Origin of the sequence: Ensifer sp. WSM1721 (genome assembly GCF_000513895.2) — a bacterium.
Lineage (GTDB): Bacteria > Pseudomonadota > Alphaproteobacteria > Rhizobiales > Rhizobiaceae > Sinorhizobium.
Genome location: NZ_CP165782.1, coordinates 239011 through 262508, shown reverse-complemented (window position 1 = coordinate 262508; position 23498 = coordinate 239011). Strand labels below are relative to the sequence as shown.

18 protein-coding genes and 2 tRNA genes are annotated in these 23498 nt (G+C 62.8%); 6 read left to right on the top strand and 14 right to left on the bottom strand.

What is annotated here, in order from left to right:
• Positions 1-215 precede the first annotated feature (215 nt).
• Positions 216-446 (top strand): hypothetical protein, encoded by a 231-nt coding sequence (locus M728_RS01175; RefSeq protein ID WP_084044198.1) that lies wholly within the window; start codon positions 216-218, stop codon positions 444-446.
• Positions 447-820: 374 nt separating this feature from the next.
• Here M728_RS01175 and M728_RS01170 read toward each other — a convergent pair.
• From M728_RS01170 to M728_RS01125, 10 genes are all read right to left on the bottom strand, one after another.
• A tRNA-Phe gene (locus tag M728_RS01170) sits at positions 821-896 on the bottom strand.
• 334 nt (positions 897-1230) lie between these two features.
• Positions 1231-1443, bottom strand: a complete 213-nt coding sequence (gene yacG / locus M728_RS01165; RefSeq protein ID WP_026618210.1) for a DNA gyrase inhibitor YacG — start codon at positions 1441-1443, stop codon at positions 1231-1233.
• A gap of 3 nt (positions 1444-1446) precedes the next feature.
• Entirely contained in the window at positions 1447-2067 is a 621-nt protein-coding gene (locus tag M728_RS01160) for a Maf-like protein (protein ID WP_026618209.1), read from the bottom strand.
• A 46-nt stretch (positions 2068-2113) separates the two neighbouring features.
• The gene (infA, locus tag M728_RS01155; protein WP_014327290.1) at positions 2114-2332 is read right to left on the bottom strand and encodes a translation initiation factor IF-1; all 219 of its coding nucleotides are present in this window, start codon (positions 2330-2332) and stop codon (positions 2114-2116) included.
• 170 nt (positions 2333-2502) lie between these two features.
• Positions 2503-2970: a low molecular weight phosphatase family protein gene (locus tag M728_RS01150; RefSeq protein ID WP_026618208.1), complete on the bottom strand. Its 468-nt coding sequence runs from the start codon at positions 2968-2970 to the stop codon at positions 2503-2505.
• Positions 2971-2981: 11 nt separating this feature from the next.
• Positions 2982-3458, bottom strand: a complete 477-nt coding sequence (locus tag M728_RS01145) for a UPF0262 family protein (protein WP_026613268.1) — start codon at positions 3456-3458, stop codon at positions 2982-2984.
• On the bottom strand, positions 3455-4759 hold the full coding sequence (gene hisD, locus M728_RS01140) for a histidinol dehydrogenase (RefSeq protein WP_026618207.1): 1305 nt from the start codon (positions 4757-4759) through the stop codon (positions 3455-3457). Before hisD ends, M728_RS01145 begins: the two co-directional genes overlap by 4 nt.
• A 38-nt stretch (positions 4760-4797) precedes the next feature.
• Positions 4798-5238: a DUF2948 family protein gene (locus M728_RS01135; protein ID WP_026618206.1), complete on the bottom strand. Its 441-nt coding sequence runs from the start codon at positions 5236-5238 to the stop codon at positions 4798-4800.
• 107 nt (positions 5239-5345) lie between these two features.
• Entirely contained in the window at positions 5346-6638 is a 1293-nt protein-coding gene (murA, locus tag M728_RS01130; protein ID WP_026618205.1) for a UDP-N-acetylglucosamine 1-carboxyvinyltransferase, read from the bottom strand.
• Between the two features lie 284 nt (positions 6639-6922).
• Positions 6923-7132: a hypothetical protein gene (locus M728_RS01125; protein WP_026618204.1), complete on the bottom strand. Its 210-nt coding sequence runs from the start codon at positions 7130-7132 to the stop codon at positions 6923-6925.
• Between the two features lie 268 nt (positions 7133-7400).
• Between M728_RS01125 and M728_RS01120 the strand changes: the two genes are divergently transcribed.
• The 3 genes from M728_RS01120 (at position 7401) to M728_RS01110 (ending at position 9956) form a co-directional block, all read left to right on the top strand.
• Positions 7401-7475: transfer RNA gene (locus M728_RS01120), tRNA-Thr, on the top strand.
• A 596-nt stretch (positions 7476-8071) separates the two neighbouring features.
• Positions 8072-9511 (top strand): hypothetical protein, encoded by a 1440-nt coding sequence (locus M728_RS01115; protein WP_156943283.1) that lies wholly within the window; start codon positions 8072-8074, stop codon positions 9509-9511.
• Between the two features lie 298 nt (positions 9512-9809).
• Entirely contained in the window at positions 9810-9956 is a 147-nt protein-coding gene (locus M728_RS01110) for a hypothetical protein (RefSeq protein ID WP_198023359.1), read from the top strand.
• A gap of 151 nt (positions 9957-10107) precedes the next feature.
• On the opposite strand, the gene M728_RS01105 is transcribed toward M728_RS01110, so the two are convergent.
• From M728_RS01105 to M728_RS01090, 4 genes are all read right to left on the bottom strand, one after another.
• Complete coding sequence (locus tag M728_RS01105; RefSeq protein ID WP_026613274.1) at positions 10108-10344, bottom strand: hypothetical protein; 237 nt, start codon at positions 10342-10344, stop codon at positions 10108-10110.
• A 263-nt stretch (positions 10345-10607) separates the two neighbouring features.
• Complete coding sequence (gene pncB / locus M728_RS01100; RefSeq protein WP_026618202.1) at positions 10608-11912, bottom strand: nicotinate phosphoribosyltransferase; 1305 nt, start codon at positions 11910-11912, stop codon at positions 10608-10610.
• A gap of 118 nt (positions 11913-12030) precedes the next feature.
• Positions 12031-12630 (bottom strand): bifunctional nicotinamidase/pyrazinamidase, encoded by a 600-nt coding sequence (gene pncA, locus M728_RS01095; RefSeq protein ID WP_026618201.1) that lies wholly within the window; start codon positions 12628-12630, stop codon positions 12031-12033.
• A 246-nt stretch (positions 12631-12876) separates the two neighbouring features.
• Positions 12877-14064 (bottom strand): polysaccharide biosynthesis/export family protein, encoded by a 1188-nt coding sequence (locus tag M728_RS01090; RefSeq protein WP_370906456.1) that lies wholly within the window; start codon positions 14062-14064, stop codon positions 12877-12879.
• Positions 14065-14455: 391 nt separating this feature from the next.
• Between M728_RS01090 and M728_RS01085 the strand changes: the two genes are divergently transcribed.
• On the top strand, positions 14456-21976 hold the full coding sequence (locus M728_RS01085; RefSeq protein ID WP_026622045.1) for a type I polyketide synthase: 7521 nt from the start codon (positions 14456-14458) through the stop codon (positions 21974-21976).
• A complete protein-coding gene (locus tag M728_RS01080) occupies positions 21973-23388 on the top strand; it encodes an aminotransferase class I/II-fold pyridoxal phosphate-dependent enzyme (protein ID WP_026622044.1) in 1416 nt (471 codons plus the stop codon). The genes M728_RS01085 and M728_RS01080 overlap by 4 nt, the downstream gene beginning before the upstream one ends.
• Positions 23389-23498 lie beyond the last annotated feature (110 nt).

Genomic DNA, 23498 nt, shown 5'->3' with positions numbered 1-23498 from the left:
CGGAGGTCCCAGAGATAACCGCGATGTCTCAAATCGCTCTGGGACCTTCTGTGATCGCCCGCAGGGCTCCTAATTCGCGCCACGGAAGAGCGCGGGATGCGAGCATGCCGGCAAGCAGCTAGGGGGTGTACAAGTGAGTTAGCTCCAAAGAGCTATGTCTCGTTTTTTAGCAATTGCTGTAATATAGGCGGCGGCCAAGCCCGGAGGAGGCACATATGGAGAAGGCTCAAAGGGAACATTCTCCCCCCGAGGAAGATAGACGCGAGTTCCTGAAAGCTTGCGGCCGATTCGCGGCCGTCACACCACCTGCCGTGACTATGCTGCTGTCCACGAGCCTCACATCAAAAGCAATCGCGAAATCAGGTAATGGTGGCGGATCTGGCGGCGGAAAGGGCAAGGGTGGCGGAAAGGGCAACAAGGGCGGCAAAGGGAATTCCAAGCCCTAAAGATCGGCGGTGGGACCCGGCCTTTGAATGCCCCAGAGCCATCGCTCCGGGATCTGCTAATTGCGTTGCAGATGCTCCATGACCTTCTCGCGCGATCCGCCCTTGGCGCGCATCGCCTCAAGCGCCTTCTGCCGTGGTCACCGCCTTCCTCATGATGTAGGTGACCTCGTGTCCCAGGTGGCAACAAGGTTGCGTCCCGGCCGTCGTTTAGCTCGACAACCAGCATATGTCGAACGGATGCTTGCAGCTCACGCCAGGTGAAGCGCTACAGCTCCTTTGTGCGTCTGAAAAGACGCACGGCGCTGCAGAGTGCTGTGAGTTTTGTCGACGTTTTGGGCCAAAATACCGGGAAAATCCGCGCCTGATTTTAGTGATGGTGCCCGGAGGCGGATTCGAACCACCGACACGCGGATTTTCAATCCGCTGCTCTACCAACTGAGCTATCCGGGCATCCCGCCTCAACGGCGACGGTTTTTCTAAGGAAAACCGGTGGGGCACTGTCGTTCGCCCCGGAAGCGAGCGGGGTTATAGCATCTTGTTCGGCCGTGTCCAGCACCAAATGACTCTTTTTCGAAGAATTTGCCGGCTGGTGGAAGAACCGCGAAAAGCAAAAGGATTCAGGGAGATCGCAAGCGCGGTCGCGCCCATCTCGGATCAGAAGCGGGGTCGACCGGCGGCGACCGGTAGGGTCGCCCCTCACCCCAGCCGTCGCCGCGGAGGGACGGAACGGAAAGGGGCGCCGCGTGCGGGAGCAGGAGGCAAGCAGGCGCCGGATGTGGGATCGTTACCGGTCGTCGCTGTCGTCCGCTTTCGATTCGTCGTCGGCAACCGGAATCGCATAGGAGCCCGAAAGCCAGCGGTTGAGGTCGATATTGCGGCAGCGTTCGGAGCAGAAGGGATAGTGCTCCCGCGCGGACGGGCGGCCGCATTCGGGACAGGGCCGCGTCGGGCGGAGGGGTTCGACGTTCGAACCGCTTTTCTTGCCTTCGCCGGTCAATTCTCAGCCTTCCAGCCAACGGTTATGCACGTCATAGCCCTCGCCGACGAGGAGATTGACGGTTTCGTAGAGCGGTAAGCCTACCACATTGGTGTAGGAGCCGACGAGCTTGACGACGAAACTTCCTGCGATGCCCTGGATGGCATAGCCGCCGGCCTTGCCGCGCCATTGGCCGGAAGCGAGATAGCTTTCGATGTCGAGGCCGGAAAGGCGTTTGAAGCGCACTTTGGTGTCGATGACCTTCTGGCGGAGCGTCCGGTCGGGGGTGACGAGGCAGATGCCGGTGTAGACGCGATGGCTGCGGCCGGAGAGAAGATGCAAGGCGCTCGATGCTTCGCCCACCATTACCGGCTTCGGCAGAATGCGCCGGCCGACGCAAACGACGGTGTCCGCGGCCAGGATGTAGCTGCCTTCCCAGGCCGGATCACCCTTGATCGCCGCGAGCGCTGCCTTCGCCTTCTCGGCAGACAGCCTCCGCGCAAGCGAGCGCGGATGTTCCGAACGCTTCGGCGTTTCGTCGAGGTCCATCGGCAGCAGCCGCGCGGGCTCGATGCCGGCTTGAGCCAGCAGCTCAACACGACGCGGCGATCCGGACGCCAGTATCAGTTTTTGGGTCACTGCCATCGAAACGGGCCGTCAATCCCCGGAGGGTTCACTAAAGTGCCGGGAATCACTTGAAGCGGTAGGTGATGCGGCCCTTCGTCAGGTCGTAGGGAGTCATTTCGACGAGCACCTTGTCGCCCGCGAGAACGCGAATGCGGTTCTTGCGCATGCGGCCCGCCGTGTGGGCGATGATCTCATGGTCGTTCTCGAGCTTCACGCGGAAGGTCGCGTTGGGAAGCAATTCGGTGACCACGCCCGGAAATTCTAGGACTTCTTCTTTCGCCATGCAGGATTGTTCTTTCTTGTGTTCATTCGCGGATGCGTCACGCATCCTCAAAAATTTGCCGGAAACTACACAATCGCCGCAGCTTTGTGAACCGCTTTGATTCCGCTTTTTCCGTAATTCATCCCAGCGGCGATTTCCCGCGCAAGCGCACGATCGCGCCCGGCCCGCGGTCACGCGCCTTTACGGCGCTCCTCGGCGACAAGCCGGCTTGCGATCAAGGCTGCCAGGTGGTCGCGCACCGCCCGGTAGGCAGCGACGATCTGCTCTCTGGTTCCGGTCGCAACCGTCGGGTCGGGTGTCGGCCAATATGCCACGTCGACGGCCATCGACCGGGTCAATTCAAGCGCCACGTGATGCGCCTCCGGCGCCAGCGTGACGATGATATCGAAGTAATCGTCTTCAAGTTCGTCGAGCGTGCGCGGCTGATGGCGACCGAGCGTGAGCCCGATCTCCTCGAGAACGACGTCGACGAACGGATCGCGCTCGCCGTGCCGCACCCCCGCGGAGGCCACATAGGTTCCTTTCGGCAAGGCCGCACGGGCGAGCGCTTCGGCCATGGGCGAGCGGATGGCATTCATGCCGCACATAAAGAGAACCGAGCGGGGCATCTTCGGCAGTGGTGCGGCGATCCCGGTCATCTCCGCCTCCGTCAGCCCCGCCAGTAGAGTACGCAAACGAGCGTGAACAGCCGGCGCGCCGTATCGAAATCCAGCCTGATCTTGCCGGACAGACGGTCCATCAGCGTCTGCGAGCCCTCATTGTGGATACCGCGGCGCCCCATGTCGATCGCCTCGATCTGGCTCGGCGTCGCGGTGCGGATCGCTGCGTAATAGCTTTCGCAAATCATGAAATAGTCCTTCACAATCCGGCGAAAGGGCGTCAGCGACAGTATGTGGGTGGCAACCTCCGTGCCGCCATCCGTCGAAATCGCAAAAACGAGTTTGGCGTCCACCAGCGACAGTTTGAGGCGGTAGGGCCCACCGGGATGACCGACGGGTTCGAACAGGTTCTCTTCCAAAAGGTCGAAGATCGCAACCGCGCGCTCGTGCTCCACATCCGGCGTCGAGCGGCCGATCGTCTCGTCCAGCACGACATCGCAGAGCCGCAGGTGGCGATCGGCCTTCATCCCTCTCCCCCGAGATTGAGGCGGATGGCGACAGAACGGGCATGCGCCTCGAGCCCTTCCGATTTGGCGAGAGCGATCGCGGCGGGACCGAGCATGCGCAATTGGTCCGGGCCAAGCCTCAGGATCGAGGTTCGCTTCATGTAGTCAAGCACGCCGAGACCGGAGGAGAAGCGGGCCGAGCGCGCCGTCGGAAGCACGTGGTTAGAGCCGCCGACATAATCGCCGATGACCTCAGGCGTGTGACGGCCGATGAAGATCGCACCGGCATTGCGGATCTTCGGGACCATGGCATCCGGGTCGGCCATTGCCAGCTCGAGATGCTCCGGCGCGATGCGATTGGCAAGCGGCACGGCTTGGTCGAGATCCGGGACCAGGATGACGGCACCGAAATCGCGCCAGCTCGCGGTTGCCGTCTCGGCGCGTGGCAGCGTCTTCAACTGCCGTTCGACGGCCTTTTCGACCGCGTCGCCGAAGGCTGCGTCGTCTGTGATCAGGATCGCCTGCGCGCCGGCATCGTGCTCGGCCTGCGCCAAGAGATCGGCAGCGATCCAGTCCGGTTCGTTGTCGCCGTCGGCGATCACCAACACCTCCGAAGGGCCGGCGATCATGTCGATGCCAACTGTGCCGAAGACCTGCCGCTTGGCGGCCGCGACATAGGCGTTTCCGGGCCCGACAATCTTCGCCACAGGGGCGATCGTCTCGGTTCCGTAGGCAAGGGCCGCGACGGCCTGAGCGCCGCCGATTCGGTAGATTTCTTCCACGCCGGCAAGCCGCGCCGCCGCAAGCACGGCAGGATTGATGGCGCCGCCGCTTGCGGGCACCACCATGACAATGCGCGGCACACCGGCGACCTTGGCCGGAAGCGCGTTCATCAGCACCGAGCTCGGGTAGCTCGCCGTGCCGCCCGGCACATAGAGCCCGACTGCGTCGATCGCCGTCCAGCGCGAGCCGAGGCCGACGCCCATCGAGTCTTCGTAGAGATCGTCCTTCGGCAATTGCCGACCATGATGCGCCTCGATGCGGGTCGCGGCAACCTTGAGTGCCCCGAGGACTTCCGGCGCGACCGCGTCGATCGCCTGATCGATCTCCGCAGCGGTCACCGCCATGCCCGTGACATTGAAGTCGACCCCGTCGAAACGCGCGGAATAGTCAGCGAGTGCCGCATCGCCGCGTGCGCGGACGTCGTCGATGATGGCGCGCACCACGACGTTGACGTCTTCGGAAACTTCCCGTTTGGTGGTCAGGAATGCGGCGAACTCACGTTCGAAGCTCGTGTCGAGATAGTTCAGCCTGATTGCCAATGCGTTGATCCTTTTGGTGCGGGCTTTTGCGGGGGCGTTTACTCGCCTTCGGGATGGCGCGGCTTGAATGCGGTTTCCCATGCACCACCCGCATCGGCAAGCTGCGCCTCGATACACTCGACATCGAGGGCGATGGAGGCGTCGCCGGCAAGCACGAGCTCGATCGTTCCCTCCGGCCCCTCGCCCCTGACCGAAAAACGCAGCGCCAGGAGATCGAGCACCGCTTCCATATCGGTGCGGTCGAAGCCCAGCGAACGCACCGCTGTGACGCACTTGAACAGGAGCACGGCGCGGCGCCGCTCGAAGCTGCGGCGCCTGCGATCTGCCTTTTCCCAGACGAAACGGTTGATCACCAGGGAAAACTGACGGTGGCGGGGATCATAGGAAATGCCGGCCACCTTGAAGACTGCGTCCTGCACATGGGCGGAGACGACACCAAGGTCTTCCTCGTCGAGTGCCAGCAGTTTCAAAGCGTCCATGCGATCCATCCGTCTGTTTTCATGCCCCGCATTTAAGCAGGTGATCGCAAAGGACATAGGACGTCGCGCCTGAAACCGCAACGGTTTCAAGCGCGGGAGCCTGGCGATCAGTCGCTGACGCGCTCCACATGGGCGCCGCAGCGCGTGAGCTTCTCTTCCAGGCGCTCGAAGCCGCGATCGAGATGGTAAACGCGCGAGACCATGGTCTCGCCCTCGGCGGCAAGCCCGGCGATGACGAGCGAGACCGAAGCGCGCAGGTCGGTCGCCATGACCGGTGCGCCCTTCAGCCGTGACACGCCCTCGACCTTCGCGGTCTGGCCGGAGAGCGAGATCTTGGCGCCGAGACGCGCGAGTTCCTGCACATGCATGAAGCGGTTTTCGAAGATCGTCTCGGTGATGTGGGACACGCCGCTCGACTTCGTCATCAGTCCCATGAACTGCGCTTGCAGGTCGGTCGGGAAGCCGGGGAAAGGATCGGTGACGATGTCGACCGGCTTGATGCCGGCGCCGCTGCGCACGATGCGGATGCCGCTGTTCGTCTCGCTGATTTCCGCTCCCGTGCGGCGGATCGCCTCGAGCGCCGTCTCGAGGAGGCTCGCGTCCGTGTCCTCCAGGATGACGTCGCCGCCTGCCATTGCGACCGCCATGGCGTAGGTGCCGGTCTCGATGCGGTCGGGCAGCACGCGGTGACGCGCACCCGAGAGCGAGGGCACGCCCTCGACGGTGATCGTGTTCGTGCCCTGGCCCGTGATCTTCGCTCCCATGGCGTTCAGGCACTTGGCGAGGTCGACGACCTCGGGCTCGCGTGCGGCGTTGCCGAGCACGGTCGTGCCGTTGGCAAGGGTCGCCGCCATCATCAAGACGTGCGTCGCGCCGACGGAAACCTTCGGGAACACATAGCGCCCGCCGACGAGGCCGCCTGCCGGCACGGTCGCGTTGACATAGCCGCCGTCGATCTCGATGTTGGCGCCGAGTGCCGTCAGCCCGTCTATGAAGAGATCGACCGGCCGCGTGCCGATGGCGCAGCCGCCCGGCAGCGACACGCGGGCCTTGCCTTCGCGGGCAAGCAGCGGCCCGATGACCCAGAAGCTCGCGCGCATCTTCGAGACGAGCTCGTAAGGCGCGGTGGTCGAGACGATGTTGCGGCTCGTGAAATGGATCGTGCGGGCATAGCTCTCGCCCTGGCGCTCGCGCCGACCGTTCACGGAAATATCGGCACCATGATTGCCGAGGATGCGGATCAACTGCTCGACATCGGCGAGATGCGGCACGTTTTCCAAAGTCAGCGTGTCGTCGGTCAGAAGCGACGCGATCATCAGCGGCAAGGCGGCGTTCTTCGCGCCGGAAATGGGGATAACCCCGTGGAGTTCATTTCCGCCTACAATCCTGATGCGATCCATGAGACCTCTCGCACGGGCCGCCGCCCGCCTTTCTGAAAAAATCCGGTGTTGCCAAGATCCGGTTGTTGCTGGAGGGCGTCTCTTTAGTGGAGAAGCCGTGAAATTAGAAGTGCCTTGAAATGCGGCTATTAGAAACGGCGTGAAACCGGAAGGCGTTGCGTCATCCGTCCCCCGCCGCCTTACAGCGTGCGCGTCCAAGAGACGCAAAGCCTGCTGCAGCATTGAGTCGATACACGGCTACCCAACGCGATTTCCTACCGGACAGCCATGGATCGGGGTCGGACCTAATCTTCCGATTCGTCCGATTTTGCGGCAGGCAATCCGGATGTCTCGTCGGCGGCCCCCGCCCGACGGGCGCGCATCTGCTGCTTGCGGCGCTGGAGATTGTCGCGCAGGTTCTTCGCCAAGCGCTCACGTCTCGCCTCGGCCTCGCTGAGGTGTTCCTCCCCCTTCGCCGGGCCCGGCGCATGCTTCTTGTGGTCGTCGCTCTGCATGCGTTACCCATTAGCGCAAAAGCAGAGTTTTCGGAAGCAGCCAGACGTTTTGCGCCGTAGCGGAACGAGGAAAAATGCGAAGCCATTTTGCGCCTGCGTTCAGCGCTAACGCATTGGAATCGGGCCCCTTTCTCCCTAAGAGGCGGTGCTGCTGGAGACCGTTGCCACGTGGCGCCGTCAAAAACTTCGAAATGCGGCTTGCGCTCTCCCTCAAGCTATGGCAATAGGCGCCTCGCCTGATGCGGCTTGTCCCAAAGAGCCGCCGGATGCTGCTATAGCTCAGGGGTAGAGCACTCCCTTGGTAAGGGAGAGGTCGAGAGTTCAAATCTCTCTAGCAGCACCAGTTTTTCGGCTAAACCAAGAGTGTCATCAGCACCTTGCGGCTTGCTTCCCAGAACAAAAATACACAGTAGCGCATCTGTCTGAATAGGCCTGTGGCACAGATATGGTACGGCCCGCTCGCGCGGTGTTCTGGTCGTCGCCTTGGTGTTTGATTGAAAGTTCAAACGACGCTGCAGCGGCGGAAGGTGACCAAGTCGGGTCTGATTTCTGTTGCCCGGTAACTCGTTTGGGCGATGTCCCTAATCCTTGACTACAACCTGCGCTGTGAGACCCTTCGAGCTGGACGGTTGTAGCGCGTGGGGTGAGCACGACAGGGATCGTGAAAACCTCGGCAATTAGGTCAGGACCTAGCTTGTCGAATGTCGTCGGGCGTGCGCCTGGAGATGTGCAGCTCGACAAGATTGTCTGAGCCTCACAGGAGATCGTTAAATCCAAACAGTCATCCTGCGCTTTGTCTTCACGGGCCGAGGCGGTGAACCAGGCAAGGAAGGCGACGAGGTCCGCCACGTTCTTTCGCGTTGCCGGGCGGCCCATTGGAATGGCGTCGAGCGAGGTCCTGACTTACGGCGGTGGTGCAGGCGCTCGAGGGGGCAGGTCATGAGGCTGTTTCGGGGTGGTGCGTCGTTGATCGTGCTCGTCTTCGCGACTGTGCAGTCTGCACAAGCGCTCGACACGTTTCCAGGCGCTTCGGGCGCCGGTAGGAGTACAAGCGGAGGGCGCGGTGGCGCCGTGTTCATTGTTATGAATACGGCGGACACCGGCACGGGCAGCCTCCGGGCCTGCATGGAGGCGTCTGGAGCTCGCACTTGCGTATTCCGGACGAGCGGAACGATCCAGCTTGTGGCTCCGATCGTTGTGAGCAATGGCGACTTGACGGTGGCGGGGCAGACAAGCCCGGGCGGCATCCAGATCCGCCTGAGGCCCGGCATCGCCGCGACGGCCGCCAAGACGCCCATTCGCATCGTGGCCAGCAACGTGTTTCTGAGGCACCTGCGCGTGCGCCCGGGCAACGAGGCCGCATGGGATAGCACGCGAGGCAGTCGGAGCGGCATCGGCATTGAGAAGGTAGACGCGGTCGATCCGCAGAACATCTATCTCGACCATATGTCGATCGGATACGGTTCGGACCAAACGATGTACTCGCTTCAGAGCGGTAGGAACATCACGATCGCATACAGCCTGTTCGCCTACCCGCTTTCACCCGCAAATCACGATTACGGCCCGCTCATCTGCTCAGATCAGCACCAGGGAGATTGCGGCAAGACCACTATCTGGCGCAACATCATCAGCTCGCATCGGTGGCGCAATCCGGCTTTGAAAGCGGTGGGATGCGGTGCTCAGAACGAACGCGTGCATGACGTCATCAACACGCTGATCTCGAACCCGGGCCAGTTTGGCATCATGGTCGTCGACGATCATCCTGATGCGAACAACGTCGGCACCTGTGCGAATGTCGCGGCCAACATCATGGAGCGCGGGCCGAAATCGACGGGCCCGATCGCCCTCATCAACCAAAGCGACGACACCGCAGCCACGAACAAGTGGTATGCGCCAGTTGGGACGGGTGGCGGCAACGACAACGTGCTCTTGGGCTCGCCGGCCATCCCCCATTGCAGACTCACGCAGTTAAGCCCGGTGGCCCCGTGCACCGAGACAAGCATGGCTGCTCCTATCGGAACGCTGAGTGCCCCGATCATCAGCACGGGGACGCTCAAGAGTCACCTGATGCAACAAGTCGGGGCCTTCCCGCGCGACAGCCTGGACGCGAGATGGATCGGTTTTGTCAACAACGTGTCGACGGCCCCTGCCACCAATCCGGTCTATACGACATCCGCCTCCTTCCCCACGATCACCGGCGGTTCACCGCCGACCGATAACGATAACGACGGCATGCCGAACAGCTTCGAGCAGGCAAACGGTCTCAGCACGACCAATGCGGCCGATCGGAACAACATCGTCCCATCGGGTACATATGCTGGCTATACGTGGCTTGAGCGGTATCTCGACGAACGCCATCATACGATTACGCCGCCGTGACATCTACGTTGGCAGCCGCCACCGCTTCTGTCGGGGATCACGCACCCCTCGGGTCACTTCATGTTCGGAACCGCTGTCCTCCTGTGGTTGGGGCATTGCAGTAAAACAGTGCGACTAGAACGCTTGCCGCGGCTCTACTCCGTTGAGGATTGATGAAGCCGACCCAACCGCGATCAAGACATCCTTAACCATATCCGACGTTACTCGGGGAACAGCCTGATTGACGCCACAGGATTAACTCCATTTCACGCTCTTTCAGCCGCGGGCCGGTAATTAAAGCGTTGTGGAGAAGATGGGCATGATCAAATCGGGTCTTGGCGTTAGCGTCGCGGTTCTCGTCCTCTCGATCGCGGCGAGCGGCATCCTTCATGTCGCGCTGTCCCAATATCGGCCGGAAGCGAACGCCGCCGTATCCGGCGAGATCACCTCGTCGATACCGCGATGACGCGTGCCGCATACACAGGCGCTCTTCCCGATTGCTGTGTCAGGTGGCGGATCGTCAAAAAAGCTGAAGGCTGTGGCGCTCGAAAGCCACGCCCGCCCGGTTCACGCTCCTTCGCGTTCACCGGAAGCGGACACCTTTCGACCGTTGAAGCTCAAGACATGCGGCCGCGCGGCTCATCAGAAGGCTTGCGGCGCGGGTCCGGCCGGAAATCTCCAAGCTGAGCCAGAAGCTCATCGCAGGAGCACCTCTTCCTGCCCATCAGGTCGAGGATGCGCTTGGCTGCCCTGTTGGCCTCCGCACCATCCTTCCCGACGTTGTGCAGAGCGCACCAGATATCGAGCGCTCCACGCATCACATCGACGTCATCCGGCGAATAGGCTTGACGCACGAACCCCTCCCAAGGTGTACCTCAATGGGGTCATCATGGGGTATTCCGGGCGAAATTCAAGAAAATAGTGAGGTACCCCAATAAGTCATATGATTGGCGTCTCGAGGGTTGTCGTCGGCCCGTCCGGACAACGCCGGACGCGCTCAGGGTGATGCAGGATTGGGCTCGGGAAAGGGCTGAGACATGAGTTCACCTGATGGCGGTTAATAACCGCCATAGTTCCGCCGTGAAGTACCGCGGACTTCGCCGGAGCGAGGCAGCGATCACACCCGGACAGTCTGCTCCACAAAATCCTCGGAGCCGAAGAATTTCAGGTAGCGCTCAACCTCGGCCGGATCGCCGGTTGCCTTGCGCGGATTGTCGGAAAGCTTGACTGCCGGGTGGCCGTTGGCTTCGCTGACCTTGCAGACGATCGAGATCGGATCGAGACCGCTGATCTCCGTCGGCGCGCAGCCGGCGAAATCGTTAGTGAGATTCGTGCCCCAGCCGAAGCTCATGCGCACGCGCCCCTCGAAATGGCAATAGGTCTTGATGATCGTGTCGACATCCAGCCCGTCGGAGAAGATCAGGAGCTTCTCGCGCGGGTCGCGGCCCATCTCCTTCCACCAGGCGATGATCTTCTCACCGCCCTCGATCGGCGGCGCGCTGTCGGGCCGGAAGCCGGTCCAGTCCGCTACCCAATCCGGCGCATCGCGCAAGAAAGCGGCCGTTCCGAACGCGTCCGGAAGCACGATCAGCAGGTTGCCGCCGTAGAGCCGGTTCCAATCCCGCAACACCTTGTAGGGCGCGGCCGCAAGCTCCCTGTCGTTGCGGGCAAGCGCGGCCACCACCATCGGCAGCTCATGCGCATTGGTCCCCACCGCCTCCAGATCCGTATCCATGGCAAGCAGCACGTTGCTCGAGCCGGTAAAGGACGAGCCGATGCCCTCCTTCAGCGCCTCGACGCACCAGCGCTGCCACAGGAAGCTGTGACGCCGGCGCGTGCCGAAATCGGAAATGCGCAGATTCGGATAGTGCCGCAACTGCTCGACCTTCGACCACATCTTGGCCTTGGCGCGGGCATAGAGCACGTCGAGCGTGAACGGCCCGAGCCCCTTCATCGCCGCCCGCGAGCGCAACTCGTTGATGATGGCGAGCGCCGGGATTTCCCACATCGTCGTCTCGACCCAGCGGCCGCGGAAGGTGAGTTCGAACTGACCGTCGCGGCGCGACAACTCGTATTCCGGCAAGCGGAATTTCCCGAGCCAGGCCAGGAATTCCGGCGAGAATATCTGTTTACGACCGTAGAAGGTGTTACCTGCGAGCCAGATCATTTCCTTCTTGGTGAAGCGCAGACTGCGCGCGTGGTCGAGCTGGTCGCGCAGTTCCTGTTCATCGATCTCCTGGGCGAGGCGCACGGCTTTCGTGCGGTTGATCAGCGAGAAGGTCGCGTCGACATCCGGGTAGAGCTGCCAGATCATCTGCAGCATCAGAAGCTTGTAGAAGTCCGTATCCAACAGGCTGCGGATGATCGGATCGAGCTTCCAGGTATGGTTGTAGACCCGCCGCGCGATATCGGTCTTTGGCATCTGCGACAACGCTCCTTCTCGATGACCACGATCCTGCGTTCGAAGAAAAGCGCCGTGATCGATTTCAAAAATTCGAAGCGGGACACAGAAGGGTGGGTGGCGCCCCGCTCCGGCGCGGTTAAATCAGCTGAACGCCGGCATCGTGCATGCGCCGGGTCATTGCGGCAAGCGATCTGTTCAGATCAATGCCGCGGCATGCGGCTAGCACAACGGATGTCGAAAAGCCCTGTGCCACCGCATCGAGCGCCGAGAAAGCAACGCAGAAATCTGTCGCCAGGCCGCAGAGCGACACCTTGGAGATTCCGCGCTCGCGCAGATAGCCGGCAAGGCCGGTCGAGGTCCGGTGATCGTTCTCGAAAAAGGCGGAATAGCTGTCAATCTCGCGGCGGAACCCCTTGCGCAGGACCAGCTCTGCGGTCGTCCAGCGCAAGTCCGGATGAAAGTCCGCCCCCCGGCTTCCCTGCACACAATGGTCGGGCCAGAGTGTCTGCTCCCCATAGGGCATGGTCACTGTCTGGAAAGCCGCCTTGCCGGGATGGCTAGAAGCGAAGCTCGAATGTCCGGCCGGATGCCAATCCTGCGTCAGGATCACATGGCGTGAGTCTTCGATAAGCCGGTTGACGATCGGTACGATCTCATCGCCGCCTTCGACCGCGAGCGCACCGCCCGGGCAGAAGTCGTTCTGCAGGTCGACGACGATCAGAGCATCTTCAGCCATGAACCACTCCTCGCGATCCGGCCGATCGGCATTGGCGATCGACAAATCGATTTAAGCGCAAGATCAATCACAGAACGCGCGAGGCGGCAAGCATGTTCATCGGCCGCGCACCAATCCGGCGCCGCATTGTCGGCGGCACCGCAAAAGCGATCATTTCCAAGCTGTTAGAGCAGGGGTCGGCCGGCAAGTGCAGGCGGCCGAGATCAGGCTGAAGCGCATTCGTGAAGAACGTCTCCCACGCCGATGTCAGTTGCGCAGATCGTCGAGATTGTCGGCTATCGCGACGCCGGAATTTGCGATGCCGATCGGCCGCGCGACGAAATCGAGGAACTTCGCGATATCGACCGAAGGATGGCGGGAGGCGTAGATGACGTCGCGGTTCTTGATCGGGAAGGTCTGGCCGACGATCAGGCTGTCCGGATTGGTCATGTTGAAGCGATAGACGATCGGGTAGCGGCCGACGCTGTCGGCCTTCAGGCCCTTGCCGAGCATTTGGTGGAAACGCTCCTGGCCAAGCAGACTCATGACGATGTCCGGCTCCTCGTAGCGGAAGACGAAGTAGCCCTTCGCGTCGATCGTCTGGTCCGCGCCGCCGCCGGCAAGCGCTACCGCTTCGAGCAGGTTCAGGTCGTTGGAGCCGAACTCGACGCGCTGATTGGCCCGGACCTGGCCGAGAATCGTGAAGGTGCGCGGGTCGCGGGTGACGAAGATCTGGTCGCCCGGCTTGACGTGGATGTTTTCCGACGGGTTGGCGATGATCGATTTCAAGAGGACCGTGCCGGTCTTCTTGCCGCGCACGAGCGTGACATAGGTCTCGTAGGGCTGCGCCGCCGGGCCGCCGGCCTTGGCGATGACCTCGTTGATCGTTTCGCTGACGAGGTTGAGCGGCACCACCGAGGGACGACCGACGGCGCCGGAAACGGTGACGATGCGCGAGGCCGTCGACGTCGACGTCACGATCACGTCCGGCTCCACCGCCTTCTGTTTCAGCGCGTCGAGGATTGCCTGCCGCGCCTGTTCCAGCGTCAGGCCGGCAAAGCGCACCGAGCCGACATAGGGGATCGCCGCCTTGCCGTCGGGCTGGACGACCAGGTCGATGCTCGTCTGCTTCGATTCCGTTGTGGAAAACAGGCCGTCGCTGCCGGCCTCGAAGATCGTCACCTTCAACTGGTCGCCGACGCCGATCACCACCTGGCCGACACCGCCGCCGATGCCGAAGCGGCGGCTGAGCGTGGTGGCGACATAATCGGAAACGAGCCGCGCCGATTGGCCGTCAACGTCGACGATATCGAACACCGTGGCGTTCTTTCTGCCGATCTGTGCGCCGGATTGGCCGGCGTCTGCGACGATATCGGTTGCTAGAGGGCCCTCGCCCGGTACGGCTTGACATCCCGCAAGCGCGGTACAAAGCAAAAGGGCAGCCACTCGTTTCACTACGACACTCCGTATTCGGCACAGCCATGATTCTATTGAAGGAACTGCGCCGCATAAATTCCGCCGGCCTCTGAAAAGCACAAAGACCGTCCCGCAACAAGCCACCTCTCCGCCATGGCAGCCAAATTATTTGGGACTGCGCCTTTCCGGTCATACCGCCTCGACTTCGGTTACGGACTGTCGCGGTAATTGTCTTGGACGAGCGATACTAGGCGTATATCTACTCCTTCGGGGTTGAAAGCTAGGCACTTTGAGTTAAAAGCTCCCTAATACAGCAGAGGGGATAAAACCGGGAAATCCACCGAAGACGAATGTTGCCCATTGCAATTCAAGTTTGATAGAGCAATGGGCCAAGACAATTTTAACGGCAGTTCAGAGCGTTCGATCATACATGACGGTTGAAATCATAGGGCGTGCATGCCTTGCCCCCGGAGCGACATCTCCTCAGGCGCTGTTCAAAATTCTTCGTCAGGGCAAGTGCACCGTGTCCCGCGTCCCCTCGGACCGCTGGGATCTGGCGCGATTCTGGCACCCGGCGATGGGCACGCAGGGCAAGACCTATTCGTTTGCCGCCGGCGTTCTCGAAGAGATTTACGACTTCGACCCTGCCGTCTTCGGCATGTCGCAGCGCGAGGCCATGTATATGGACCCGCAGCAGCGCGTCCTTCTGCAGCTGGCCTGGCGTGCGCTCGAAGATGCCAATATCTCGGTGGTATCACTGCACGGCGAGAACGTCGGTGTCTATGTCGGTGCATCGAGCCTCGACCACGCCAACCTGACGGTCGAAGACCCGGCTGCCGCTGGCCCCTACTTTATGACGGGCAACACGCTCTCGATCGTCTCCAACCGCATTTCCCATGTTTTCGGGCTGAGCGGCCCGAGCATGACCGTCGACACCGCTTGCTCCTCCTCGCTCGTCGCCCTCGACCAGGCGATGCGGGCGCTCAACGCCGGTGAGATCGATACCGCGATCGTCGGCGGGGTGAACATCCTTGCCCATCCGCTTCCCTTCGTCGGCTTCGCCCAGGCGCGCATGCTTTCGCCCGAAGGGCTCTGCCGCGCCTATGACAACGACGGCGCCGGCTATGTGCGCGCCGAGGGCGGCGTCGTCTTCGTCCTGCGCCGCACGGAGCGGGCGCGCCGCGAGGGCGACCGCAGCTATGCCCGCATCGTCGCCTCCGGCGTCAATTCGGCCGGCCGCACCAACGGCATCTCGCTGCCCTCGCGCGAGGCTCAGGCCAATCTGCTCAAGGCGATCTACGAAGGCAACGGCATCGACGCCAATCAGGTGGCCTTCATCGAAGGTCACGGCACCGGCACCAAAGTCGGCGACCCGGCGGAGGTATGGTCCATCGGCACGGTGATCGGCGCCAAGCGCAGGGCTCCGGTACCGATCGGCTCGATCAAATCGAATATCGGCCACACGGAGCCCGCATCCGGCCTATTCGGAATGCTGAAGGCCGTCCTGGCGCTCGAGAACAACTATCTGCCGGCATCGCTGCATTTCGATACGCCGAACGAGCACATCGATTTCGAAGGCCTCAATGTCCGCGTCACGGCCAATCCGATCGAGCTCCTGAAAGGCAAGCGCGCCCGGCTCGCCGGCATCAATTCCTTCGGCTTCGGCGGTGCGAACGCGCACGTCGTCATCAGCGATCCGGATCCGGCACAGCAGGAAAAGGGTGCGGCCTCGCCGGCAGGCCATGTATTCCTCGCAAGCGCTCATACGGCGTCGAGCCTGGAGAACCTGCTCAAGGACTACAAGGCCGCCTTTCAGGGCGCCTCCAGGGACGAGACGCGCGCGATCATCGCCGCCTCGGGCGCCAACCGGACGCATATGCGCCATCGTTTCGTAGCGCGCAGCGATCATCCCGAGGATATCGTCAGGGCCATCGCGAGCCACCTCGAAAAGCCCGGTTCCGATATCGGCGAGATCGGCGAAGCAGCCGTGAAGGACGCAAAGGTCGCCTTCGTCTTCTCTGGAAACGGCTCGCAATGGGCCGGCATGGGCGTCGAGGCGTTCCGGGAGAACCTGCACTTCCGTCAGTCCTTCACCTCGGTCAGCGCCCTCTTCAAGTTCCATTCGGACATCGCTCTCACCGACCTCTTGACCGATCCGGAGCTGGAACGAAAGCTTGCCGACACGAAGGTCGCCCAGCCGCTGCTCTTCGCGATCCAGGCCGCGCTCTCGGACTCGATCGTCGCCATGGGCATCAAGCCGACCGCCGTCTTCGGCCACTCGGTCGGCGAGATCGCCGCGGCTTACGCGGCTGGCGCGCTTTCGTTGGTCGACGCCGTGTCGATCGTTGCGAAGCGTTCCCTGCACCAGGATCTCCTCGCCGGCCAGGGCACGATGGCCGCCGTCATGCTCGGCGAGGAAGCGGCCGACGCTTTCGCCAAGGCGCGCGGCCTCAACGAGCTCTGCGTCGCAGCAGTCAATGCACATAACTCGGTAACGATTTCCGGGCCGGCACACGAGATTTCCGCGTTTCGCGACGCGGCCCGCAAGGCGAAGATCCCGGTACAGATTCTCGACATCAACTATCCGTTCCACCATCCGATCATCGACCAGGCGAAACAGGCGTTTCTCGCCGATATTCCCGATATCGCCCCGCGTCACGCTGAGCTGACCTACCTCTCGACAGTCACCGGCTCCGCGCTCGACGGGACCGAACTCGATCCGGACTACTGGTGGAAAAACGTTCGCGAGCCGGTGCGCTTCCAAGCCGCCGCCGAAGCGGCGCTCGAACTCGGCTGTCGGCTCTTCATCGAAATCTCTCCGCGGCCGATCCTGGCATCCTATGTCAAGGAGACCATCAAGCAGGCGGCGGTGCCGGCGAGCATCGTACCGACGCTGCTTCGCGACGCCGGAGCAAACGGCCATGACCCGATCTCGGCATCGATGGCGCGTGCCGTTGCGCATGGCGCGGCAGTCGACCGGCCGCGCGTCTACGGCAAGCGCAACGCGTTCATCACGTTGCCGAGCCTGCCCTTCGAGCCGGTTGAACTGCGCCCGACTGCCACGACCGATGCGACCGACCTCTTCGGACGCTCCGGCAAGCCCTACCGTCTCAGTGGCTGGCGCAGCGATCCCAATTCCGGAAGCTGGAAGAACCACGTCGACGCGCATCTCTTCCCGGATCTCGCGGAGCACGTCGTCGACGGCAAGGCGATCCTTCCCGGCAGCGGTTTCATCGAGGTGGCGGTCTCGGCGGCGCAGCAATATTACGGCAGCGACGAGATCGAGATCACCAATCTGGAGATTGTACGGCACCTGGAACTCAGCGACAGTCGCATCATGGAGGTCTCGACCACCCTGTCGCCGGAGACCGGTGACGTCGAGATCCGGTCGCGCGAGCGTCTCTCGGAAGACGATTGGACGGTCCATGCAGTCGCCCGATGCCGCAAGCCCACGCCGGGAACGAACGAAAATTCTCCCTCCTTCACCGGCATGGCGAAAACCGCGGTCGTCACGGCATCGAAGGCCTATGAAACGGCGAAACAGTTCGGGCTGGATTACGGCCCGCATTTCCAGCTTCTGTCGCGAGCCGTGGCCTATGGAGACCGGTTCATCGATGTCGAGCTGAAAGCACCGGAGGCGGCGGGACATCCCTTTGTCACCTATGCCCTTCATCCGATCTCGGTCGACGCGACGTTCCATGGATTGGTCGCCCTCTTCGACCGCTTCAGCGGCGACCGGGGCGGCGCGCCCTACATCCCGGTGCGCTTCGGCTCGGTACGCATCGTCAACGCCGGCCGGCCGATTGCCCGTGCCCTGATCGAGATCGAGCGCGTCAGCACCAATTCGATCAAGGCAAGATTCCACTTCTTCGATGCGGCCGGCGCGCCGATCGCCCATTTCGACGATTGCCGCTTCCGCCGCACCTATTTGCGCAAGCACAAGACGCTGGACGGGCTTTCCTTCCACTATGAGACGACGCTCTCGGACGTGGCTTTGCCCGGCGGGAGGACTTTAGCGGCCATCCCTGCGCAATTGACGCATCAGACTGCCCGCGAGGACGGTCCCGACAATGCGACGCTGCTCTTCAATGCCGCCATTTACCGCGCCTGCCAGGAAATCGCCCTGAAGCTCGGCAGAGGAAAGACCACGATCCAAAGCCATGCGCTGCCCGGCGATTTCGCTTTCCAATGCTTCCTCATGAGCTGTCTCTATGCGCTCGAGGACGCGGGGCTTTGCGAGCATCAGGACGGCACCTGGAAAATCGCGCCGGAATTCGCGCTGCCGACCGTGCCGGAAATTCTCGGCGAACTCTATGGCGATCGCCCCGACCGCTCCGTGGAAGCGGTGCTCATCAACAATGCCTATGCGGAAGCGCTCAGCCGGCTCGACAAGCTCTTCGCCTCCACCGCAGAAAGCGATGCCTCGCCGTCCTTCAGCGCCGGTTTCATGAGCGAGGCGACGCTCGATCATCAGGCCGTGCATTCGGTGGCCAGCCGCTCGCGCATGGACGAGGTTCTCGCTGCCGTCGAACGGGCACTCGCTTCGCAGTCCGAAGGCGCCCGCTTGCGCATCGTGGAATTCGCCAGCGTCTCCGCCGGCTTCACGCGGCGGCTCGCCGAGCTCGCGGCCAGACACGGGGCGACGCTCACCGTCGTCGAACCGCGGGACAACGCCCAGCGCAACCTCGAGATCGCCTTCGAGGAGGACGCGCATGTGCGCATCCTCAAGAAGAGCGAGTTCGCTGCGATCGCGCCTTTCGATCTCGCCGTCAGCGCTTCGGACAATCTCTACCAGCTGATCGAAGAGGACAGCGGCGTCCGCACCGCCTTGCGATCCACGCTCAGGGAAAACGGAGCCCTTGTCGCATCGGTCAGCGCGCCGTCGATCTTCGGTGACTTCGCCTTGGGTCTCTCGGATGGATGGTTTTCGCGCAGCCAGACGGCGGAGTTCCCGATCGGCAAGATCGCGGCCGTGCCGCACTGGCAGAAATGCCTCACGGATCTCGACCTCAGCGACGTCGCCGTCACCGACCGCGAGTGCCCGCATGGCAGCACCATCCTCATCGAGGCGCGCGGCGCAGCGGTGGCGGCAAGTGCAGGCGCCGAGGCGAACCGGATTGCCGCGGCCTCCTATCTGCTGATCGACACTGCAAACGCCCGGAAAGAGCCGCTGCCGGTCGATACGCATGCAATGCCCGTTGCCATGACCGGCGATATGGCCGCTGATGTCGCAACGCTCCGCACCGCCCTCGAGGCGCTTGGCGAGCGACCGGTGCGAGCGATTTTCGTGTCTCCGGCGGACCGCGTTGGCGCGGATGATTCCGCGCTGCTGCAAACGCGCGTGCTGGCACTGAGCGCCTTCGCGGAGGCGTTGAGGCAGCATCAGGCAGACGCCGAAGCAACCGGCGACGACCGTCCGCGCCTCGTGCTCGTCGCGCCCGGTGGCGCGCCGGTCTCCGGATCGGCAAGCTCGGGGATCAATGCGGGCTTGTGGACATTCGTCCGCGTTCTGCAGAACGAATACGACTTCCTCGACGTTCATGCGCTCGACGTCTCCAATCACGCGGACTTCACCCACGCGGATATGCTTTCCTCGGCGCTCCCCCTGTTGACGGTGTCGGGGCCGAACCGCGAATGGCTGCTCGATCGGGCAGCCGGGCTGCTTTCAGAAATTCGCGCTGTCCCCGGCGCGGCGAACAGGACCGCGGGCAAGACGAACAGTTTTGCAGCGGCGACCATTCGCCAGCGGGTTAGCTCGCAGGTCGCAAGCATCGCCTGGGAAGAAAGCACGGTGCCGGAGGCCGGACCGGGCGAAGTCGTCGTCGCCGTTGCTGCGACGGGCTTGAACTTCCGCGACGTCATGTGGGCGATGGGCCTGCTCCCCGAGGAAGCGCTGGAAGATGGTTTTGCCGGCGCGACGATCGGCATGGAGCTTTCCGGTCACGTGGTCGCGGTCGGCGAAGGGGTCGACGACCTTGCCGTCGGCGACGCGGTCATGGCGATCGCCTCCTCCGCCTTCTCGACGCACGCGGTCGTTGCCCGCGCCGGCATTGCCAAGCTGCCGCGCACGATGGATCCCGTCGCCGCCGCGACCGTGCCGGTCGCCTTCCTGACGGCCTATTACGCGATGGTCGAGCTCGGCCGCATCCAGGCAGGCGAGACGATCCTGATCCACGGTGCCGCCGGCGGCGTCGGCCTCGCCGCGCTCCAGGTGGCAAAGCTCAAGGGAGCCAAGGTCATCGCAACGGCCGGAACGCGCGAAAAGCGGCGCTTCCTGACGATGCTCGGCGCCGATCATGTCTTCGACTCGCGTTCGCTCGGCTTCGTCAACGACGTCCGCGCGGTCACCGGCGGCGAAGGCGTCGACCTCGTGCTCAACTCGCTCTTCGCCGAGGCGATGGAGCAGAGCCTGGCCCTCGTCAAACCCTTCGGCCGGTTCCTGGAACTCGGCAAGCGCGACTACTATGCCGACAGCAAGATCGGGCTCAGGCCGTTCCGCCGCAACGTCAGCTATTTCGGCATCGACGCCGACCAGCTTCTCGTCAATGCGCCGGAGCTGACCAGACGCATCTTTACGGAAATCGGGGCGCTCTTCGAGCAGGGCCGGCTTACGCCGCTGCCCTATCGCGCCTTCGATTTCGATGAAATCGGCAATGCCTTCCGGCTGATGCAGAATGCCGGTCACATCGGCAAGATCGTCGTCCTGCCGCCCACGGCCGGCAAGCACGAGGTGACGGCGAAACGAAGCAAGAGCATGAAGGTCGATGCGGACGGCATCCACCTCGTCGTCGGCGGTATCGGCGGCTTCGGTCTGGCGGCGGCCAACTGGCTCGTCGAAAAAGGTGCGCGGCGAATCGTACTCTGCTCCCGCCGCGGCCAACCGGATGCGGAAACGGGTGCAGCAATCGAACGGTGGCAGAAGGCCGGCGTCTCCGCATCGCTGCATGCCTGCGATATCACCGATGCCGCAGCCGTGGATACGCTTCTCACAACGCTGCGGCGTGAAGCGCCGCTCCGCTCCGTCGTCCACGCGGCAATGGTGCTCGACGATGCGCTGATCAGCAATCTCAACCGCGAGCGCAACCGGCCGGTTATCGACACGAAGGCCAAGGGCGCGGCAATCCTCGATCGCCTCACCCGCGGCGATGAGCTCGACAACTTCATCCTGTTCTCGTCGGCAACGACGATGGTCGGCAATCCCGGACAGGCGAACTACGTCGCCGCTAACGGCTATCTCGAAGGCCTTGCTCGCGCACGACGCGAAGAAGGCCTGGCGGGGCTGGCCGTCGGCTTCGGCGCGATCGCCGACGCCGGCTACCTGACCCAGAACGCCGACGTGAACGACCTGCTCTCCAAGCGTATCGGCAAGACGGCGTTGAAGGCGCAAGTCGCGCTCGACATGGTCGAGAGCCATATCGCCGCCGATCCGGGCACGGTCGATGCCGCGGTCGTGATGATTTCGGAGATCGACTGGACTGCCGCGCGCAACCTGCCGGTCGCCCGCAACGCTCTCTTCGAGGTAATCCTGCGGAGCGCCGACCAGCATGCTTCGAGCGCCGAGGGCACGAAGATGGATCTCGTCGCGATGGTCGAAGGCAAGTCGCCGCAGGAGGCGGAGGAGATCCTGTTTGACCTCGTGGCCGGTGAGATCGCCGCGATCCTCCGCGTGTCGAAGGATACAGTGACGCGCGGCAAGATATTGAAGGAGATCGGCCTCGACAGCCTGATGGCGGTGGAACTCGGCATGAGCTTCCAGCAGAATACGGGCTTCGACATGCCGTTGAGCGGCGTCGCCGACAATACGACCGTGGGCGATGTTGCGCGCAAGCTCTACGAGAAAGTCAGCAAACGCGACCAGAACGAAGACGCCGAGTCTGGCGACGACAAGCTCGTCACCGAACTTGCGCAGCGTCATGCCGGGGCGGTCAAGGAAAAAGCACTGAGCCAATGAGCAGCGACGGAAACGGCCAGACCTTCTCCAAGATGAACAGCAGCCTCAAGGAGAGCTTGCTGGACAGGATGAGGAACACGCATCAATCGTCCGAGCGTAACCGGATGGCGCGCTCGGAACGGGAGTTGCCGCCAGCGCCACGTCGCCAGCAGGCCCGCTTCGAAGACCTGCCGGAATACAAGCAGGTGCAGGCGCAGAAGCTGGTGAGCGAGCAGTTCGGCATCGCCAATCCCTTTTACCGGCCGCATCAGACAGCAGCCGGCGCAACGACGATGATCGACGGCCGTAAGCTGATCAATTTCGCTTCCTACGACTATCTCGGGCTGAACAAGCATGCCCATGTCCTCGACCGGGCGCAGGAGACGATCGGCAATTTCGGAATCTCCGCCTCGGCGAGCCGGCTGGTCGCCGGCGAGCGGCCGCAGCATGTGGAGCTCGAGGAAAAAATCGCGCGCTTCTATGGCGTCGACGCGGCAGTCTGCTTCGTCAGCGGGTATCTGACCAACGTCGCTGCCATCGGCTGCCTGATGGGCCCGAAGGACCTCGTCATCCACGACGAATTCATCCACAACAGCGCGCTCGCCGGTATCAAGCTCTCGGGCGCTACACGGCGCCTGTTCAAGCACAATGACACCGCCGATCTCGAACATGTGCTGCGCACGGTTGCCGGCGACTATCGCTATATCATGGTGATCGTCGAGGGCATCTATTCGATGGACGGCGACACCGCCAACCTGCCCGCGCTGCTGAAGCTCAAGGCCGAATACGGCTTCTGGCTCATGGTCGACGAGGCCCACTCGCTCGGCGTCCTTGGGCGGCGCGGCAAAGGCCTTGCCGAACATTTCGGCGTCGATCCGCACGAGGTCGACATCTGGATGGGGACACTCTCGAAGACCACGTCGAGTTGTGGCGGCTACATTGCCGGCAGCGAGGCGCTGGCGGCCGTGCTCAAGGCGTCGGCCGGCGGTTTCGTCTACAGTGTCGGCCTCGCGCCGGTGCTTGCGGCATCCGCCGTCGCCAGCCTCGATATCCTCGAAAGGGAACCGGAGCGCACGGCGGCGCTGAGACGCAACGGCAGCCTCTTCCTGAGGCTCGCCAAGGAAGCCGGCCTCGACACGGGGCTTAGTGGCGGCTTCTCGGTCGTGCCGGTTATCGTCGGGGATTCACTGCGCGCCGTTCAGCTCTCCAACGACCTGCTGGCGGCCGGCATCAACGTGCTGCCCATTATTCACCCGGCGGTGCCGGAAGGACAGGCACGTTTGCGCTTCTTCATCACCTCAGACCATACGGAGGAGCAGATCCGCCGCACCGTGATGCTGACCGCCGAGCGGCTGAAGGAGCTCACGGAACGCAATTTCGGCCTCGGCGGCGTCGATATCGAAAAGACGCTGAAAGCGCTCTCGGCGCGCTAGAGCGGATGAGGAAAGGTGTGCGCGGTTTTGCGCCCGCATCCCGCCTCTAACATAGTGGTCAAAAGCGTCACCTGCCGATAACATTACAGCGCCGCAAGCGGGTTCTCTAC

Bases quoted from the DNA above. Each gene is read 5' to 3' on its own strand.
- M728_RS01110 (WP_198023359.1), top strand. From the start codon at position 9,810: ATGATCAAATCGGGTCTTGGCGTTAGCGTCGCGGTTCTCGTCCTCTCG.
- M728_RS01080 (WP_026622044.1), top strand. From the start codon at position 21,973: ATGAGCAGCGACGGAAACGGCCAGACCTTCTCCAAGATGAACAGCAGC.
- M728_RS01175 (WP_084044198.1), top strand. From the start codon at position 216: ATGGAGAAGGCTCAAAGGGAACATTCTCCCCCCGAGGAAGATAGACGC.
- M728_RS01150 (WP_026618208.1), bottom strand. From the start codon at position 2,970: ATGACCGGGATCGCCGCACCACTGCCGAAGATGCCCCGCTCGGTTCTC.
- M728_RS01160 (WP_026618209.1), bottom strand. From the start codon at position 2,067: ATGGCAGTGACCCAAAAACTGATACTGGCGTCCGGATCGCCGCGTCGT.
- pncB (WP_026618202.1), bottom strand. From the start codon at position 11,912: ATGCCAAAGACCGATATCGCGCGGCGGGTCTACAACCATACCTGGAAG.
- M728_RS01135 (WP_026618206.1), bottom strand. From the start codon at position 5,238: ATGGACGCTTTGAAACTGCTGGCACTCGACGAGGAAGACCTTGGTGTC.
- M728_RS01115 (WP_156943283.1), top strand. From the start codon at position 8,072: ATGAGGCTGTTTCGGGGTGGTGCGTCGTTGATCGTGCTCGTCTTCGCG.
- M728_RS01085 (WP_026622045.1), top strand. From the start codon at position 14,456: ATGACGGTTGAAATCATAGGGCGTGCATGCCTTGCCCCCGGAGCGACA.
- infA (WP_014327290.1), bottom strand. From the start codon at position 2,332: ATGGCGAAAGAAGAAGTCCTAGAATTTCCGGGCGTGGTCACCGAATTG.
- pncA (WP_026618201.1), bottom strand. From the start codon at position 12,630: ATGGCTGAAGATGCTCTGATCGTCGTCGACCTGCAGAACGACTTCTGC.
- M728_RS01145 (WP_026613268.1), bottom strand. From the start codon at position 3,458: ATGAAGGCCGATCGCCACCTGCGGCTCTGCGATGTCGTGCTGGACGAG.
- murA (WP_026618205.1), bottom strand. From the start codon at position 6,638: ATGGATCGCATCAGGATTGTAGGCGGAAATGAACTCCACGGGGTTATC.
- M728_RS01125 (WP_026618204.1), bottom strand. From the start codon at position 7,132: ATGCAGAGCGACGACCACAAGAAGCATGCGCCGGGCCCGGCGAAGGGG.